The sequence below is a fragment of the Paraburkholderia sp. BR13439 genome (assembly GCF_040948805.1).
In the GTDB taxonomy this organism is placed as follows: domain Bacteria; phylum Pseudomonadota; class Gammaproteobacteria; order Burkholderiales; family Burkholderiaceae; genus Paraburkholderia; species Paraburkholderia youngii.
On the sequence record NZ_JBFPKN010000017.1, the window covers coordinates 14,157 to 30,762 of the forward strand.

The following is a 16,606-nucleotide window of genomic DNA, read 5'->3' on the forward strand; positions in this document are numbered from 1 at the left end:
CATTGCGCCCCGCGCGTTCCGGCCACGTGACGCGCGGGCCCCTCCCTGCCTCGATTCCCGCACAGCCTTCTCCCGCCCAGCTCTCGCGACGTTTGTTCGGTATCGGACAGACGCATGGACTGTTCCTTGCTGAAATGCATGCCGACAACGCATGCCGCGGGGAACACCATGGGCGAATTCCTTCCTGACTATCTGATCCGCGAACAGGCGGCGGTCGGCGCGCTGGTCGTCTTCGGCGTGCTGCGCCTCATCGGCGCGATGGTCGCCTACGAGCGCGGATGGAGTATCGCGGTGGTCGGGAAATGCTTTATCGCCGCGGCAATGCTGTACTGCCTGCCGCAGGTCTTCGATCTGCTCACGCAGATGGTCGGCATGCACGCGGCCGGCGCCGAACTCGAAGGCAAGGCCGCGGGCTGCGCGATCGCGTTGTTCTGCGCGCCGATTCTCGGTCATCGCCTCGGTCTCGAGTAAGCGAGCTTCGAGCCGGACCGCGTGATGCGACTGACGCCTGCATTGCTGGAACGCGCGCGCGATGACGCGCTGCTTGCCTGAAGAGTAGTAGCGGGTGCGCTGGCCACAGCCAGGCGACCGTGTGTATTGCGCCGCACGTGCTTCGCAGTGCGGCGCTTTTTTATGCGCCGCGCCGCGCGTTCAGCCGAGCGCAGCGAACGCCGGCACGGTGTGCGACAACGCGGCCGCGACGACGAACACGCCGATCATCACGAGCGCTTCCAGATACATCACGTTGACGAAGGTATGCGCATCCATCGTCGACGCGGTGCGACGCAGGCGCGGCAGCGCCGACGTGCGGTTCAGCGCGCCGAGCACCAGCGCGAGCGCGACCAGTACGAACTTCAATGTCAGTACATGGCCCCACGTGCTCCCCTGAATCGCTTCGAACGACCCGCCCGAGCCGCGCACCGCATTGAAGACGCCCGACAGCAACACCAACGCGACCGCGACGAGCGACACGTTCGACACCTGGGTCGCCGTGCGAATCAGCATGCCGCGCGCGGTCGATGCGCCGAGCGCCGGCAGCACCGCGAAGCCCGCGGCCATCGCGACACCGCCCCATACGCTCGTCGCGAGCACGTGCAGCGTCTGCATGCCGATCGCGGCCGATACGACGCCGGCATCGGCCGCATGACCGAGCGACGCCTTGCCCGCGGAGATCGCGAGCACAGCGAGCCACAGCAGCGTGTTACGCAGCATGCCCGTGCCATGGCTCAACGCGGTGCCGAGCAGCACCAGTGCGCCGCCGAACGCGACGCTCCAGCCATAGCCGACATGCGTTTGCGTCAGCACCGTCGGCACCACGCCGAACGCCGCGGGCAACGCGACGCCGCTCATCGACGCCGCCTGATACAGCAGCCAGCCGAGATCCGCGAGCACCAGCACGATGGTGGCCGCGAGCATCGAGCGATGTGCGCGCATCCAGCCGGGCCGCGCCGGTGAAGTGCCTTGCTGCCCGTCCTTCGCGAGCCATGCGCCGAGTAGCGCCGAGCCAACGGCGAAGCCGAACGCGACGTTCATGAGCGCGGCCATTGCGACCTGCCCGATCCACAGTCCGTCGAAGTTCATTTGACGTTGAACGCGAAGTCGCCTTGCGTACGATGGCCATCGGTGGCCACCGCGACCCAGTGCACCGAATAGCGGCCGCTCGTCAGCTGAGGCAGCGCGAGGTGCATCTCGCGGGCGTCCGCGCTATCGACCGTCGACGCGGTCGAAGTCGCAGGCTTGCCGCTTGTATCGGCGAGTGTGATCTTGCTGAACGCGGGCTCGAGCGGCTCGGTGAAATGGATGGTCACGTCGGCGGGCGCGACGGCCTCGGCGTTCGCGGCCGGCACGCTCGAGATCAGGTGCGCATGCGCGAACGCGGTGGATGACATGGCCAGCGCCACCGCGCCGGACATCAACGCTCGCAGCGTCGATGAGGAGAAATCGAATAGCTTCATGTGGGGCCGATAGCGGATGAGAACGAACGAAACAGAGCCGGGCCGACGACGCGCATCGTCTGCACGACGGCCGGCGAGCCCGGAAGTGTACGCTTCGATGGCGCGCACGGGGATCGGTTCAACCTTGCTTGATGAGACAACGATATTGATCACGACGCACGACGCAACTGAAGTCCGAAACTGGCAAACGCGACACACTGTCGCATGGTGGTCACACCTGGAACCGCATCTAATGCGGCAAATAGGCACCATCACCCTTCGATGATAGAATGCTGCGTCGCCGCAGCGACGGCTGTCCTTCACACCGAGCCGCCCGAAGTTCGGTCAGGTCCCCGATTCTGATGGAGTTACGCGTGTCTTCAAGACGCCTCTTCCGCCCGTTGCTTGCCCTTCTGCTGATCGGCTCCGCGGGTGTCTATAGCGCTGCGAAAGCGCAGACTCAACCGAAGGCCCCCGACACGATGGAAGCGCGCGTGCAAGGCTGCACGGCCTGTCACGGCTCGCATGGGCAAGGCACCGACAATGACTACTTCCCGCGTCTCGCGGGCAAGCCGGCGGGATATCTGTTCAATCAGTTGCAGAACTTCCGTGAAGGGCGCCGCAAGTACCCGCCGATGAACTACCTCGTCACGTATCTCTCCGACGACTACCTGCATCAGATCGCCACCTTCTTCTCGCAGCAGCGCCCACCGTATCCGACGCCGGCCAAGCCGACGGCCTCCGCCACCACGCTCGCGCGCGGTGAGCAGATCGTGCTGCATGGTGATGCGAACAAGCAGGTGCCCGCTTGCGCGGCCTGCCACGGCAAGGCGCTGACCGGTATGGAACCGGCGATCCCGGGTCTCGTCGGCCTGCACGCCGACTACATCAGCGCGCAGCTTGGCTCATGGCGTTCGGGCACGCGTCGTGCGATCGCACCGGACTGCATGCACACCATCGCCACGCGCCTTAGCGACGAAGACGTGAACGCCGTCGCGGCCTGGCTTGCCACGCAGCAGGCTCCGCAAAACCCCGTGCCGGCTCCGGCCCGCTCCTTGAAGACTCCGCTTGCCTGCGGCAGCGAACCGCAATAAGGCGCCGGGAGAGACATTCAAATGAAACGCAAGTCTTTGTTCGCCCTCTCTGCAGTCGTCGTGGTCGCGGCCGCCGCACTCGTTCCCGTCCTGTGGTCGGGCGGCGACCATCTTCATAGCAGCGGCGCGGCCGTCGCGGCAACGCCCGCGGACCAGGCCGACCTGATCAAGAAGGGCGAGTACCTCGCCCGCGCGGGCGACTGTATCGCCTGCCACACCGTGCGCGGCGGCCAGCCGTTCGCCGGCGGCCTGCCGATGGCCACGCCATTCGGCACGATGTTCACGCCGAACATCACGCCTGACGACCAGTACGGCATCGGCAAGTGGACCCAGGACGACTTCTATCGCGCGATGCACACCGGCCGCTCGAAAGATGGCAGCCTGCTCTATCCGGGCTTCCCGTTCACGAGCTACACGAAGGTCACGCGCGCCGACTCCGACGCGATCTACGCGTACCTGCGCTCGGTCACGCCGGTCAACGTACCGAGCCGTCCGCACGAACTGAAATTCCCGTTCAACCAGCGCAACATGCTGATCGGCTGGCGCACGCTGTTCTTCCGTGAAGGCGAGTTCAAGCCGGACCCGACCAAGTCGGTCGAATGGAACCGCGGTGCGTATCTGGTCGAAGGCCTCGGCCACTGCGGCATGTGCCATACGTCGATCAACGCGATGGGCGGCCCGGTCAGCTCGGCGGCGTTCGCGGGCGGTCTGATTCCGCTGCAGAACTGGTATGCGCCGTCGCTGACGTCGAACAAGGAAGCCGGCCTCGGCGACTGGGACCTGAAGGACATCGCCGATCTGCTGAAGACCGGCGCGTCGAGCCGCGGCGCGGTGTTCGGTCCGATGGCCGAAGTGGTTCACAACAGCCTGCAGTATCTGTCGACCGAAGACATCAACGCGATGGCGACGTACCTGAAGACGATTCCGCAGAAGAGCGAAGCACCGGAACCGCTGCAGCTCGAAACCTCGGAAAAGTTCGGCGGCGAACTGCTGAAGCAAGGTCAGAAGATCTACGCTGACAACTGCGCGAAGTGCCACGAAGACAATGGTCTCGGCCGCCCGCCGGCATTCCCGCCGCTCGCGAACAACCAGTCGATCCAGATGCCCTCGGCGGTCAACCCGATCCGCATGGTGCTGAACGGCGGTTATCCGCCGAGCACGGACGCGAACCCGCATCCGTACGGCATGCCGCCGTTCGCACAGTCTCTGTCGAATCAGGAAGTCGCAGCGGTCGTGACGTACATCCGTATGTCCTGGGGCAACCACGGTACGGCCGTGTCGCCACAGCAAGTGGCCGAGTTGCGTTCGGCGCCGCTCGACTAAGCAGGGTTCGACGTACCCTGGGCGCGGCCTGCGAGTTTCGCGGCCGCGCCCTTCGTTTTTTCAGTACCGGTATCATGTGGGCCTGTTTGTGTTGGTGGTCGCCTTCGTGGGACCGTGCGGGAGGAAAGAGTCGTGCCCTTTGGTGAGCGTTTGAACAGCATTACCCATCTCGTCGGCGCCGTGCTGTCGGTGGTGGGGCTGGCGGCGCTCGTCACGATGGGCGCGCTCGCCGGCGACGCGTACAAGGTCGTCAGCTTCAGCGTGTATGGTGCGATGCTGTTCGTGCTGTATGCGATCTCGACGCTGTATCACAGCGTCAGCCATGCGCGACTGAAGGCGATTCTGCAGAAATGCGATCATTCGGCGATCTACCTGCTGATCGCCGGCAGTTACACGCCGTTCACGCTCGTCACGTTGCGTGGACCGTGGGGCTGGTCGCTATTCGGCGTGAGCTGGGGGCTCGCTGCCCTCGGCATCGTGCAGGAACTCACGCTCGGGCGACGCACCCGCAGCGTGTCGATGGTGCTGTATGTGTTGATGGGATGGCTCGCGCTCGTAGCTGTCCGCCCGCTGGTGCAGGCATTGCCGGCCGCGGGTACCGCGTGGCTCGTGGCCGGCGGCGTCATCTACAGCGCCGGCATCTATTTCTTCATCAACGACGAGCGCATCCGCCACGGACATGGTATCTGGCACCTGTTCGTATTGGCGGGCAGTCTGTGTCAATTCGTCAGTGTCGCGCGCTATGTCGCGTGACGTTCCACGGCGACGAATTGCAACTTAAGGCCAGTCGACGTGTCTGCATAGCGCGTTGAAACATTCGGCACATCTGTGAGCGTGCCGCCGATTTCTCCGTGAACGGAACCGGGCTGCGGCCTCGCACACGCCATGCGGGCGTGTCGATGCCGCGCTGGTTTTTCCCCGTTGGGGTCCTATGGGCTCAGCGGGGCCGTTCGCGAAACTGCATTGCAAAGAGCTTTTATGTCTTTTGATTCCCTCGGCTTGTCCGAACCGCTGGTCCGCGCTGTCAATGAACTCGGCTATACCAGCCCGACTCCGATCCAGACTCAGGCGATCCCGGCCGTGCTCAACGGCGGCGATCTGCTCGCCGGCGCGCAAACCGGCACCGGCAAGACCGCCGGCTTCACGCTGCCGATCCTGCAGCGCCTGAATTCGATGTCGCCGGCCGCCGGCGGCAAGCGCGTGGTGCGCGCGCTGATCCTCACGCCGACGCGCGAACTCGCCGCGCAGGTCGAAGAAAGCGTGCGTGCGTACGGCAAGTATCTGAAGCTGAAGTCGACCGTGATGTTCGGCGGTGTCGGCATCAATCCGCAGATCGATGCGCTCAAGCGCGGCGTTGACATCGTCGTCGCGACGCCGGGCCGTCTGCTCGATCACATGCAGCAGAAGACCATCGACCTGTCGCATCTCGAGATTCTCGTACTCGACGAAGCGGACCGCATGCTCGACATGGGTTTCATCCACGACATCAAGCGCGTGCTCGCGAAGCTGCCGCCGAAGCGCCAGAACCTGCTGTTCTCGGCGACCTTCTCCGACGAGATCAAGGCGCTCGCCGACGGCCTGCTCGATTCACCGGCGCTGATCGAAGTTGCGCGCCGCAACACGACGGCCGAAACGGTCGCGCAAAAGATTCACCCGGTCGATCGCGACCGCAAGCGCGAGCTGCTCACTCATCTGATCCGGCAGCACAACTGGTTCCAGGTGCTCGTGTTCACGCGCACCAAGCACGGCGCGAACCGCCTCGCCGAGCAGCTGACGAAGGACGGCATCAGCGCGCTCGCGATCCACGGCAACAAGAGCCAATCGGCCCGCACTCGCGCGCTTGCCGAGTTCAAGGACGGCACGCTGCAGGTGCTGGTGGCAACCGACATCGCGGCACGCGGCATCGATATCGATCAGCTGCCGCACGTGGTCAACTTCGATCTGCCGAACGTGCCGGAAGACTACGTGCACCGCATCGGCCGCACGGGTCGCGCGGGCGCGACGGGCGAGGCGGTGTCGCTCGTGTGCGTCGATGAACTGCAGTTGCTGAAGGACATCGAGAAGCTGATCAAGCGTCCAGTCCCGCAGGAAGTGATCGCCGGTTTCGAGCCGGACCCGACCGCGAAGCCGGAGCCGATCCAGCGACGCGGCCAGGGTGGCGGCGGGCGTTCGCAGCGCCAGGGACAAGGCGCGGGGCGTCGTGACGGCGCTGCTGGTGGTGGCGCATCGGCCAAGCCAGCTCAAGGCTCCGGTCAGCGTTCGGGACAGCGTGCGTCGAACGCTCAACCCGCGCCGCGGCCGCAAGGTTCGAAGCCGGCCGGCAATGGCGGTCAGCCGTGTCGCGATACTCAGCGGCACGACGATCGGCCGCGTGCCGCCGCGCATGATGGCGCTCCCGCGCACCACGCGCCGCGCAAGCCTCAAGGCAATCGTTCGCCCAACGGCAATCCGGGCGCGTTGCTCGGCGGCGGCGTGAAGCGCAACGATGCGCCGCGTGGCGCGCAACCGTCGCGCAACGGCGACCGCGGCCGTTAAGCGTCGCTCGGCCTAAGGGCTGCCAGCGTGCGTACCAGCCGTTAGCGCTTCCCTGCTCGAAGACTAACGGCTGCTCGCGGCGGCAGCCCGCTTCAAATGCTCGACCTGCTGTTCCCATCGCTCGAGCACCGCACTCCCCTCTCCTTGCAATTCGAACGTGATGCCGCCCGTCAGGCGCGCATAACGGACGCTTTGCGCTTCCGCTGTGTCGATCGAGCCGAGCAGATAGACGAGGCCGCTGTCATCGCCCGCAACACCGGGCAGCGGCGCGATACGCAATTGCACCTGATAGAACGCCGCATCGCATACAAAGCTCAGCGCCGCGCGCCCGCTTTGCGCAATCGCGCCCGTCGCGCGCGCCTGCGGCCATAGCGCAATGCACAGCGTGCGCGAGTCGGGTGCATAGAGTTCGCCGACGCTCAGCAGCGATGTGCGCACGTGCCCGTTCGCATCGACGCTCAACAGCGACGCGGTGAAGCCCACCTTGTCCGCAAGCGACGAACCGTCGAACAACGCGCGCACGTTGGCCGGCCATTCGTCGAACACATTCTGTTCGAGCGGACGCGCGGACGGTGATGCGGAGGAGGAATCGCTCATGCCATCGATCCAGTCGAAGTTGTGGGTCAAGCTCAATCATGCCTCGAAAAAAGCAAAGCCCGCTGATGCGGGCTGATGCGGGCTTTGCTCTTTGATTCGCTTTCAAGGCTCAGCGAAAGAACACATGCTGCGTGATCTTCGCGAGCGGATAATGCACACCCGGCTGAATGCGCGCCGGCAGATCGAGCGGCTTGAGCAGCATCTTCACGCACATGTCGGCGGACAGATTGCGCCGCACCAGCTTATTGATGCGCGCCGCGCGCTCGCGGTTATATGCGGAGTCGTGCACGCGCTCCGGATAGCGAATCGCGAACACGTGGCGCAATGCGATCTCCGAATCTTCGTTCTTGATTTCCATCACGCGACGCATCAACGCGCCGAGCACCGCGAGCCGGCCGTTGCCCTCGATCCGGTTGTACTTCTTGAAGTACTTGAAAAAGTGCTTGTAATGACGGACTTCGTCGGTGCGGATGTTGTCGGTGATCTGCTTGAGCACCGCCTCATCCGAGCATTCGTTGATCGCTCGATACAGCGTCGCGGTACCCGTTTCGACTACGCAACGCGCGACCATCTCGAGCGCCCGGGTCTTTTCGAAATCCTCGACCGAGCAAGTCAGCGAATACTCGCCCATGAAATTGCGGAACGCGGTATGCCAGTCGAACTCGGGCCATACATACGCGATATAGGTCTGCAGCGCCCGGCCGTGCTGCATTTCCTCGGGCTCCCACTCGTGGTTGAGCCAGGCCGAGACCTCCGGGTCGTCGTTGAAAAATGTACTCAGATTGCTGGTGTAGAGATCAGTGCCGCTTTCGATGAACGAAGCCGCGCACAGCAACAGCAGCAGGTCTTCGTTGGCAGCGGCCTTCTGCCGGTCGATGCGCGTCAGATCGATGTCCTCGATCCGCCAGGGCATGACATGGTTCAGCTCCGTGTGCATTGTGTCTTGCTCCCATGCTGTACCGACCCGTGGAGTTCTTCGCAACCGCCCCCGCGCGCGCCGTGATGTTCTCCGTGCCGGATACAACGCCGTGAATTAGAGTTGGGCCCGTGTACTCTGCATGTTAGCCGGAGATATCCGACCATGCAGTTCACACAGCACAGACCATGCCGCAACGACGCAGTTCCGATTCCAAGATAGTCGAAATCTTGCAGCGGATTAAAAACGATGTCCGCAAGGCAAAAAAAAACCAGCCCAAAAGGCTGGCTTTTCGGACACAAACGAGGTCCGGCCGGGTTGGGGACACGGGCGCCCCCAGGCGGCCCCCTCTTCCTCAGGCAGCTTGTACCTCGCCCGAGACGGGACGCACACGACGCATGCGCCGCGCAACGATGATCAGCGATGCACCCGAAAGCACCGCCGCAAGCAGCACGTAATAACTCGGCGCGAGTTTGTCGCCGGTCAGATGAATGAAGGTTTCGACGATGGTCGGCGCGAAGCCGCCGAAGATCGTCACGCCGATGCTGTAACCGATTGAAAGGCCAGTCGAGCGTACCTGGGTCGGGAAGATCTCCGACATCAGCGCGGGCATCGGCCCCGAGTACGAGGCCTTGAAAATACCGGCGACGCCTTGCAGCACGAGCAGCCAGCCAATCGTCGGATGTGTCTGCAACCATGCGAACATCGGATAGATCAGCAGGCCCATCAGGATCGACGTGCTCAGCATGATACGAATTCGGCCGATGCGATCGGACAGCGCGCCCATGATCGGTGAGAAGATGAACTGCATGCCGCCGTTCAGCACGACCACGCCGAACGAGGCGGCCGCCGCCATATGCAGCTGCTTGACCGCGTAGAGCGGCATATAGAGCTGCAGCACGTACACCCCGACCGTCGACTGCGCAACGATGCCGATCGCAAGCAGCAGGTTGACCCACTGATTCGAGAACGACGCGCCCTTCGATCCGTTCACGGCCTTGTGTTCGCCGGCCGCTTCGCTAGCCGCCCGTTCTTCACGCAATGCGAGGAATTCGGGTGTCTCGTCGAGATGCGAGCGGATGTAGTAGCCGACCGGCCCGACCAGCAGACCGAACACGAACGGTACACGCCAGCCCCAGCTGTTCAGATGCTCGGCTGGCAGCCACGCGGTCAGGAGCGAACCGAAGGCCGCCGCGGTGATCGCCGCGAGACCCTGGCTCGCGAACTGCCAGCTCGCGTAGTAGCCGCGCCGCGTCGCGCTGTGTTCGACCATGAACGCGGTCGCGCTGCCGAACTCGCCGCCGACCGCGAAGCCCTGCACGAGCCGCGCGAACAGCACCAGCAGCGGCGCCGCGAGACCGATCGTCGAAAACGGTGGCATCACGGCCATCGTGAAAGTACCGACCATCATCAGCGCGATCGCGAGCGTGAGCGCCGCTTTGCGGCCCTTGCGGTCGCCGTACACGCCGAGCACGATCGCGCCGAGCGGGCGCATCAGGAACGAGATGCCGAAGGTGGCGATCGCGAGCAGCGTCGACAGCCACTCGTCCTGCATCGGGAAGAACTGTTTCGCGATGATCGTCGCAAAGTAGCCATAAACCAGGAAGTCGAACCACTCGAGCGCGTTGCCAATCGACGACGAGAAAACGATCCGCCGCACCATCGCTTTCGAAAGCGGCGCGGCGTGAGGCGAAGCGCTTGTCGAATGCGACGCGGGGGTGTTCATGATGGTCTCCTGCGTGTCTGCTGCGTGATAGCTGTGTCGGGCGCGGCTTCGCCTGCATCGGCGAGGCGGCTGGGGGCGCGCATTGGCGCGGCATACGGAATGCCGCGCGTTCGTCGCCTGTTGCCCGGGTGCCTGAGCTGAGCTCCGGTGTGGACCTCGGCTCCGCGCGTTGCCTCGTCGTGGCCTAGAAGCCGGCCGCCAGACCATCGCGGCGGCTGTCGCTGGCCGCCACGTAGCCGCGCTCCGGCTCGTTGCGATCGAGCTTCCAGATGAACTGGCCGGAGCCGAAGTCCATGTACGGATCGTCGACCGACTTGATCGTGTGGCCGAGCTTCTGCAGGCCCTCCGTGGTCTTCGGATCGAGCGTCGACTCGATATCGACCGTGAAGTCGCGGTTGACCTTCCAGCGCGGCGCATCGCACGCGGCCTGCGGCTGCTGTCCGTAGTCGAGCATGCGCACCACGGTCTGCAGATGGCCTTGCGGCTGCATGTCGCCGCCCATCACGCCGAAGCTCATCACCGCTTCCTGCTGGCCGTTCACCTGCTGCGTGAGGAATGCCGGAATGATCGTATGGAACGGCCGCTTGCCGCCCTCGACGACGTTCGGCGACTTCGGGTCCATCGAGAAGCCGCAGCCGCGGTTCTGCAGCGCGATGCCGCTCTCAGGCACCACGACACCCGAGCCGAAGCCCATGTAGTTCGACTGGATGAAGCTGACCATCATGCCGCTCTCGTCCGCGGCCGACATGTAGATCGTGCCGCCCGCCTTCGGCATGCCGAAGTCGAAGTGCGTCGCGCGCTTCGGATCGATCAGCTTCGCGCGTGAGCTCAGATACGCGTCGTCGAGCATCTGCTCGGGCGTGACTTCCATCGAACGCGGATCGGCGACATAGCGATACAGGTCGGCAAACGCGAGCTTCATCGCTTCGATCTGCAGATGCTGCGACTCGACGCTGTCGACCTTCAGCGACTTCACGTCGAACTTTTCCAGGATGCCGAGCGCAACCAGCGCCGCGATGCCCTGGCCGTTCGGCGGAATCTCGTGCACGGTGTAGCCGCGATAGTCCTTGCCGATCGGCTCGACCCAGTCAGCGCGGTAGTTGCGCAGATCGTCGGCGCTCAGCGCGCCGCCGCCTGCGCGCGCGAACGCGGCGATCCGCTCGGCGATCTCGCCTTCGTAGAACGCGCGCGGGCCTTGCTCGGCGATGAGGCGCAGCGTCTTCGCGTGACCGGGGAAGCGCACCAGCTCGCTGACCTTAGGCGCACGGCCGCGCGGCATGAAGGTTTGCGCGAAGCCCGGCTGGTCCTTCAGCTCCGGCACCGCGGCTGCCCACTTGTAAGCGACGATGCTCGCCACCGCGTGACCGCGCTCGGCGATTTCGATGGCCGGCTCCATCAGGTCGGCGAACGGCAGCTTGCCGAACTTCTGGTGCAGCGCTTCCCAGCCGGCGATCACACCCGGCACGGTGACCGCATCCCAGCCGCGCTTCGGCTGCTGCGCGAGGCCGTTTTCCTCGCCGTATTTGCGCTTGAAGTAATCGACGTTCCACGCGGCCGGCGCCACGCCCGACGCGTTCAGACCATGCAGCTTCTTGCCGTCCCACACGAGCGCGAACGCGTCGCCGCCCAGGCCGCACGACACCGGCTCGACCACCGTGATCGCGGCGGCGGCCGCGATGGCCGCGTCGACGGCATTGCCGCCCTTCCACAGCATGCGCAGCCCGGCCTGCGCGGCGAGCGGGTGCGAGGTCGAAACGATATTGCGTGCGAATACGGGCAGACGTTGCGTCGGATAAGGGTTTTGCCAGTTGCTGAAGCCAGTCATGTCGAACACTCTCGAAAGCGCGGCCGGCACGAAAAAGTCGCCGGACATCAGGGGAAGGGTTGTAAAGCAGGTAAATCGCGAAACCCAGGATTGCATCGCGAAGCGCGCCAAAAAACAAATTCATTTATTAAATGAATAAATGCGTGATGCGCCTGAATCGGGGTTCGAGCAGATTCGGAGTGCTCGCGGCAATTCCAGCGGATCGCGCCGGTTGGCGGACGGGGGGCACGATGGTCTTACAATAGCCGCAACCGCGTTCGTCGACGGCCGGCTTTCGGCCACCCGCTTGATGACGACGACGGACCGCGCCGACACAACAGCCACGACACACCACACATGACACGAGACCCCCGCCTGACTCTCAACGCCCGGCAACAGGAATTGCTGGAGTGGGTGCAACGCGACGGCTTCGTGACCGTGGACGACCTCGCGAGCCACTTCGACGTCACCCCGCAGACGATCCGCCGCGACGTCAACTGGCTCGCCGATATGAACCTGCTGCGCCGCTATCACGGCGGCGCCAGTCTGCCGACCAGTTCGGAGAACGTCTCCTACACCGCGCGCCAGCGCATGTTCCATGAAGAGAAGCGACGCATCGCGGCGCTGGTGGCCACTCACATTCCGGACCAGGCATCGCTGTTCATCAACCTCGGCACGACCACCGAGGAAGTGGCACGCGCGCTGAACCGCCACCGCGGCTTGCGGGTGATCACGAACAATCTGAACGTCGCGAGCATGATGAGCGGCTACCCGGACTGCGAAGTGCTGGTGACGGGCGGCATCGTGCGACCGTGGGACAAGGGCATCGTCGGCGAACTGGCGATCGACTTCATCCGCCAGTTCAAGGTCGATTTCGCGATCATCGGCACGTCGAGCATCGAAACGGACGGTACGCTGCGCGATTTCGATACGCGCGAAGTGCGTGTCGCCGAGGCGATCATCGAGCACGCGCGCACCGTTTTCCTCGCCGCCGATCACTCCAAGTTTGGCCGTCCCGCGCTAGTTCGCCAGGGACATCTCGAGCAGATCGACGCGCTGTTCACCGACGCCGCCCCACCCGCCGACATGGCCGAGGCTCTGAACGCCGCGAATTGTCAAATCTACATCGCCGGATAATTCCAGGCGTTCTCCGCCATGCTGCAGTGCACGCAAAACCTCGCGTGAAATCAAGAATTTGGCTGCAGGGCCGGACCGCCTATCGCTCGGCCAATTGTCAAATGGAAAATTTACGGGGACCAGGTTGGCGTTTCTTCGGTGCTCGCCTACACTCCAGTTCCCCAGCGTACGTTGCGAGTTTCGCACGGCGTCGGTTGTGTGAATCTGTCGTGTAAGCCGTACCTCCCGCCCCGATCTTTAGCGGACCCCCGCCCCGGCCTACTGGTCGACTGCAAGGCTGTCCGCAATTTGCTGACATGGAGAGAACGATGCTGAGTCCGCATGAATTCGCCACGTTGTTGCTCGTCAAGGACGCCCCCAACCAGGTCGAAATGGACCGAGAAGAACTCGACGCGTTGCTCGAACGCCAACTGGTGCAACTCGAACGCCTCGCATCGGGCAACGAAGAATGGCGCGTGACGGAAACCGGCGACACCGCATTGCGGGCCATCAAACGTTATTCGTGAGTTTTCCCTGCAGTTGACAGCGGGCCGCCTTCGCGGCCCTTTGTTGTGCGCATCTCATTTACACAGTAAATTCGCGCGACGGACTTCTTCCCGACCTCGCGCATGCCCAAGACGCTCTCCGCCGACGACATCCAGCAGTTTCGCGAAGCGATGCGACGCGTCGCGGAAAACGCGTTTGCGACCCGCGGCGCACAAGGCGTGACGATGCGCGAGCTGGCGAAGGAGCTCGGCTGCAGCGCGATGACACCGTATCGCTATTTCCGCGACAAGGAAGAAATTCTTGCGATGGTCCGCGCCGCCGCGTTCAACCGCTTCGCCGCGCGCCTCGAAGCGGCCGCGAAAGCGATCCCCGCGAGCGCCCCCGCCATCGATCACAGCGCCGTCAGCCGGGCCTATGTCGACTTCGCGCTCGATGAGCCGCACGCCTATCGTTTGATGTTCGATCAGACGCCGCAACAGCAAGGCGCTTACCCCGAGCTGGCCGCGGCGTCGCAACGCGCGTGGCGCCTGCTGGAAGCGCACTTCGAGCGGCTCGTCGAGGCGGGTGTTCTCGAAGGCGATCCGCGTCTGATCGGCTACGCGTACTGGACGAGCCTGCACGGCTTCACGATGCTCGCGCTCGCGAACCAGTTGCCGCCGCCGGCGGTCCGACAGGCCGATTCCGCCGACGACGGCGCACATGAGCCGTCACGCGAAGCGGTGTTCGCGCAGATCCTGCGCATGCTGTGGCGCGGAGCGTTGGCGCCGCAAAAGTAAACCGGTGCGCCTGGCAGGCGGCGCGAGAGTCGGGCCCACCAGTCAACCCACTTCCACTTAGCCGCTACGCAAGGTCGGGTCGACAGTCGCCCGCCAGCTGAGCGCCCTTGCGCGCTGCTCGTTGAAGAACTCGACCCACTGGTTGCGCACCTTCGGATCGCTGCTCGTCCCCTCGCTCGCGTGGCGCTGCGCGATCGACGCCTGGAACGCGCAGAAGTCGTCATTCGACAGACGGCCGCGCCGGTTCGCCACATAGGCATCGAAGAACGTCTCGTAGACGATCTGCGCGTCGTGGCCGTAGTCGACGGTCTGCGGCGAGCACATCTTCTGCAACGCCTCGAACGACGTCGCGCCCCTCGTCCCTTCCAGACTCGGCGTACTCACGCATCCTGCCAGAAGCGCGGCAGCGCCGATCATCGAAACTCCTCGCATTCATCACCTCGAAATGGCTGCTGCCAAGAGTATCGTCCGCGCTCGCGCGTTACGCCACTGCGTCGCCATTCGGTCCATGATCGTTCAAATCAGGCGAACTTTACTTTTTCGAATATGCTCATTAAAGTTCGAAAACGAACATTATTCGTTCAATTAGCTTTCCAACTCACTTCCAGATTCGATCCAGAGGGCTCAACAGGTGACGCAAGGCACGAAATACGATTTGCTCGTCGTCGGTGGCGGGATCAACGGCGCCGGCATCGCCCGCGACGCGGCCGGCCGCGGCCTGTCGGTGCTGCTGTGCGAGCAGGACGATCTGGCCGCGCACACGTCGTCGGCGAGCACCAAGCTGATCCACGGCGGGCTGCGCTACCTCGAGTACCGCGAGTTCGGGCTCGTGCGCAAAGCGCTGCAGGAGCGCGAAACGCTGCTGCGCGCGGCGCCGCACATCATCTGGCCGCTGCGCTTCGTGATGCCGCACATGCCCGAGCTGCGCCCCGCCTGGCTGATCCGTGCGGGTCTTTTCCTGTACGACCATCTGGCCAGGCGCGAGCTGCTGCCGGGCTCGCGCGGCATCGTGATGAGCCGGCATCCGGCCGGCGCGCCGCTCGTCGAAACGATCAAGCGCGGCTTCGTTTATTCGGACGGCTGGGTCAACGACGCGCGCCTCGTCGTGCTGAACGCGCTCGACGCGCACGAGCGCGGCGCGACGATCCTCACGCGCACGAAGCTGCTCAACGCCGTGCGCGCCGGCGGCGAATGGCGCGCGCAACTGCAACGCGCGGACGGCACGACTCTCGACGCGCGCGCCGCCGCGATCGCGAACGCGGCGGGCCCGTGGGTCGGCGAGCTGCTGCAAGGCGCGCTTGGCCGGCCGTCGTCGCATAGCGTGCGGCTCGTCAAGGGCAGCCACATCGTCACGCGGCGCCTGTTCGAGCACGACCACGCGTACATCTTCCAGAACCCGGACAAGCGGATCATCTTCGCGATTCCCTATGAGCACGACTACACGCTGATCGGCACGACCGACCTCGAATATCGCGGCGACCCGTCGCAAGTCGCGATCGACGCCAACGAAACGCAGTACCTGTGCGATTCGATCAACCGCTACTTCAGGCAGAAGATCTCGCCCGCCGACGTGCGCTGGAGCTATTCGGGCGTACGCCCGCTGCTGGAGGACGAGAACGCGGACAATCCGTCGGCGGTCACGCGCGACTACTCGCTCGAACTCGATGCGCCCTCGAACGAGGCGCCGCTGCTGTCGGTGTTTGGCGGCAAGATCACGACGTTTCGCAAGCTCGCCGAGCAGGCCGTCGATACGCTCACCGACGCGCTGCACCACGGCGCGCCCGCGTGGACCGCCGACGCGCCGCTGCCGGGCGGCGACATCGCGCAGGCGAACTTCAATCGCTTCCTCGGCGAGTTCTCGCGCGAACATGCGTGGCTGCCGGCATCGCTCGCGCATCGGCTCGTGCGCGCGTATGGCACGCGCGCGAATCGCGTGATCGGCTCGGCGCACTCGCGCGCCGAGCTCGGTCGCGAGTTCGCGCCGGGTCTGCACGAAGCCGAGCTGATTTATCTGCGCGATACCGAATGGGCGCGCACCGCGCAGGACGTGCTGTGGCGCCGCTCGAAGCTCGGCCTGCATGTCGAGCCGGACACGCTCGAGCATGTCACGCGCGACATCGACGCGTGGTTCGCGCGCGAACCGGTCCGGCAGAGCGCTTAGGCGACGCGGCAGACGACACCCGGCGAGCGGAGCCGGCCACCCACCGCAGCTGCGGCTGGACGACGCCGGCACGCACCCTCAAACTATGGCGGCTCGCTCACAACAACACGCCCTCGC

At 64.6% G+C, this 16,606-nt stretch carries 16 protein-coding genes; 9 read left to right on the top strand and 7 right to left on the bottom strand.

Annotated elements, in window-relative coordinates; genetic code table 11:
- Positions 1-168: 168 nt before the first annotated feature.
- Positions 169-471, top strand: a complete 303-nt coding sequence (locus tag AB3X96_RS28705) for a hypothetical protein (RefSeq protein WP_368592379.1) — start codon at positions 169-171, stop codon at positions 469-471.
- A 180-nt stretch (positions 472-651) separates the two neighbouring features.
- Here the strand turns inward: AB3X96_RS28705 and AB3X96_RS28710 are convergent, their stop codons facing one another.
- Positions 652-1,581 carry a copper resistance D family protein gene (locus tag AB3X96_RS28710; protein ID WP_368592380.1) on the bottom strand — a complete coding sequence of 310 codons (930 nt, stop codon included), beginning with the start codon at positions 1,579-1,581 and terminating at the stop codon, positions 652-654.
- Positions 1,578-1,955, bottom strand: a complete 378-nt coding sequence (copC, locus tag AB3X96_RS28715) for a copper homeostasis periplasmic binding protein CopC (protein WP_176105114.1) — start codon at positions 1,953-1,955, stop codon at positions 1,578-1,580. Before copC ends, AB3X96_RS28710 begins: the two co-directional genes overlap by 4 nt.
- A gap of 341 nt (positions 1,956-2,296) precedes the next feature.
- On the opposite strand from copC, the gene AB3X96_RS28720 reads away from it, so the two are divergent.
- The 4 genes from AB3X96_RS28720 (at position 2,297) to AB3X96_RS28735 (ending at position 6,886) form a co-directional block, all read left to right on the top strand.
- Positions 2,297-3,028, top strand: coding sequence for a c-type cytochrome (locus tag AB3X96_RS28720; RefSeq protein WP_035492164.1), 732 nt, complete (start codon positions 2,297-2,299; stop codon positions 3,026-3,028).
- Between the two features lie 21 nt (positions 3,029-3,049).
- Complete coding sequence (locus AB3X96_RS28725) at positions 3,050-4,351, top strand: cytochrome c (RefSeq protein WP_368592381.1); 1,302 nt, start codon at positions 3,050-3,052, stop codon at positions 4,349-4,351.
- A gap of 132 nt (positions 4,352-4,483) precedes the next feature.
- Positions 4,484-5,104, top strand: a complete 621-nt coding sequence (locus AB3X96_RS28730; RefSeq protein WP_176105111.1) for a hemolysin III family protein — start codon at positions 4,484-4,486, stop codon at positions 5,102-5,104.
- 225 nt (positions 5,105-5,329) lie between these two features.
- Complete coding sequence (locus tag AB3X96_RS28735) at positions 5,330-6,886, top strand: DEAD/DEAH box helicase (RefSeq protein ID WP_368592382.1); 1,557 nt, start codon at positions 5,330-5,332, stop codon at positions 6,884-6,886.
- Positions 6,887-6,949: 63 nt separating this feature from the next.
- Here AB3X96_RS28735 and AB3X96_RS28740 read toward each other — a convergent pair whose 3' ends face one another.
- The 4 genes from AB3X96_RS28740 to ggt all read right to left on the bottom strand — a co-directional run bounded on the left by AB3X96_RS28740 (position 6,950) and on the right by ggt (position 11,950).
- Positions 6,950-7,483 (bottom strand): hypothetical protein, encoded by a 534-nt coding sequence (locus AB3X96_RS28740; protein ID WP_368592383.1) that lies wholly within the window; start codon positions 7,481-7,483, stop codon positions 6,950-6,952.
- A gap of 109 nt (positions 7,484-7,592) precedes the next feature.
- Positions 7,593-8,420, bottom strand: coding sequence for a ferritin-like domain-containing protein (locus AB3X96_RS28745; protein ID WP_368583997.1), 828 nt, complete (start codon positions 8,418-8,420; stop codon positions 7,593-7,595).
- A gap of 334 nt (positions 8,421-8,754) precedes the next feature.
- Positions 8,755-10,125 carry an MFS transporter gene (locus tag AB3X96_RS28750; RefSeq protein ID WP_368592384.1) on the bottom strand — a complete coding sequence of 457 codons (1,371 nt, stop codon included), beginning with the start codon at positions 10,123-10,125 and terminating at the stop codon, positions 8,755-8,757.
- A 184-nt stretch (positions 10,126-10,309) separates the two neighbouring features.
- Complete coding sequence (gene ggt, locus AB3X96_RS28755; RefSeq protein ID WP_368592470.1) at positions 10,310-11,950, bottom strand: gamma-glutamyltransferase; 1,641 nt, start codon at positions 11,948-11,950, stop codon at positions 10,310-10,312.
- A gap of 336 nt (positions 11,951-12,286) precedes the next feature.
- Between ggt and AB3X96_RS28760 the strand changes: the two genes are divergently transcribed.
- The 3 genes from AB3X96_RS28760 to AB3X96_RS28770 all read left to right on the top strand — a co-directional run bounded on the left by AB3X96_RS28760 (position 12,287) and on the right by AB3X96_RS28770 (position 14,328).
- Positions 12,287-13,066, top strand: coding sequence for a DeoR/GlpR family DNA-binding transcription regulator (locus AB3X96_RS28760; RefSeq protein ID WP_176121795.1), 780 nt, complete (start codon positions 12,287-12,289; stop codon positions 13,064-13,066).
- Between the two features lie 308 nt (positions 13,067-13,374).
- Positions 13,375-13,572: a hypothetical protein gene (locus tag AB3X96_RS28765; protein ID WP_013090475.1), complete on the top strand. Its 198-nt coding sequence runs from the start codon at positions 13,375-13,377 to the stop codon at positions 13,570-13,572.
- Positions 13,573-13,674: 102 nt separating this feature from the next.
- The gene (locus AB3X96_RS28770) at positions 13,675-14,328 is read left to right on the top strand and encodes a TetR/AcrR family transcriptional regulator (protein WP_368592385.1); all 654 of its coding nucleotides are present in this window, start codon (positions 13,675-13,677) and stop codon (positions 14,326-14,328) included.
- 57 nt (positions 14,329-14,385) lie between these two features.
- Here AB3X96_RS28770 and AB3X96_RS28775 read toward each other — a convergent pair whose 3' ends face one another.
- Complete coding sequence (locus AB3X96_RS28775) at positions 14,386-14,745, bottom strand: hypothetical protein (RefSeq protein WP_246391772.1); 360 nt, start codon at positions 14,743-14,745, stop codon at positions 14,386-14,388.
- Between the two features lie 214 nt (positions 14,746-14,959).
- Here AB3X96_RS28775 and glpD point away from each other — a divergent pair, with 214 nt between their 5' ends.
- Positions 14,960-16,489: a glycerol-3-phosphate dehydrogenase gene (gene glpD, locus AB3X96_RS28780; protein WP_368592386.1), complete on the top strand. Its 1,530-nt coding sequence runs from the start codon at positions 14,960-14,962 to the stop codon at positions 16,487-16,489.
- Positions 16,490-16,606 lie beyond the last annotated feature (117 nt).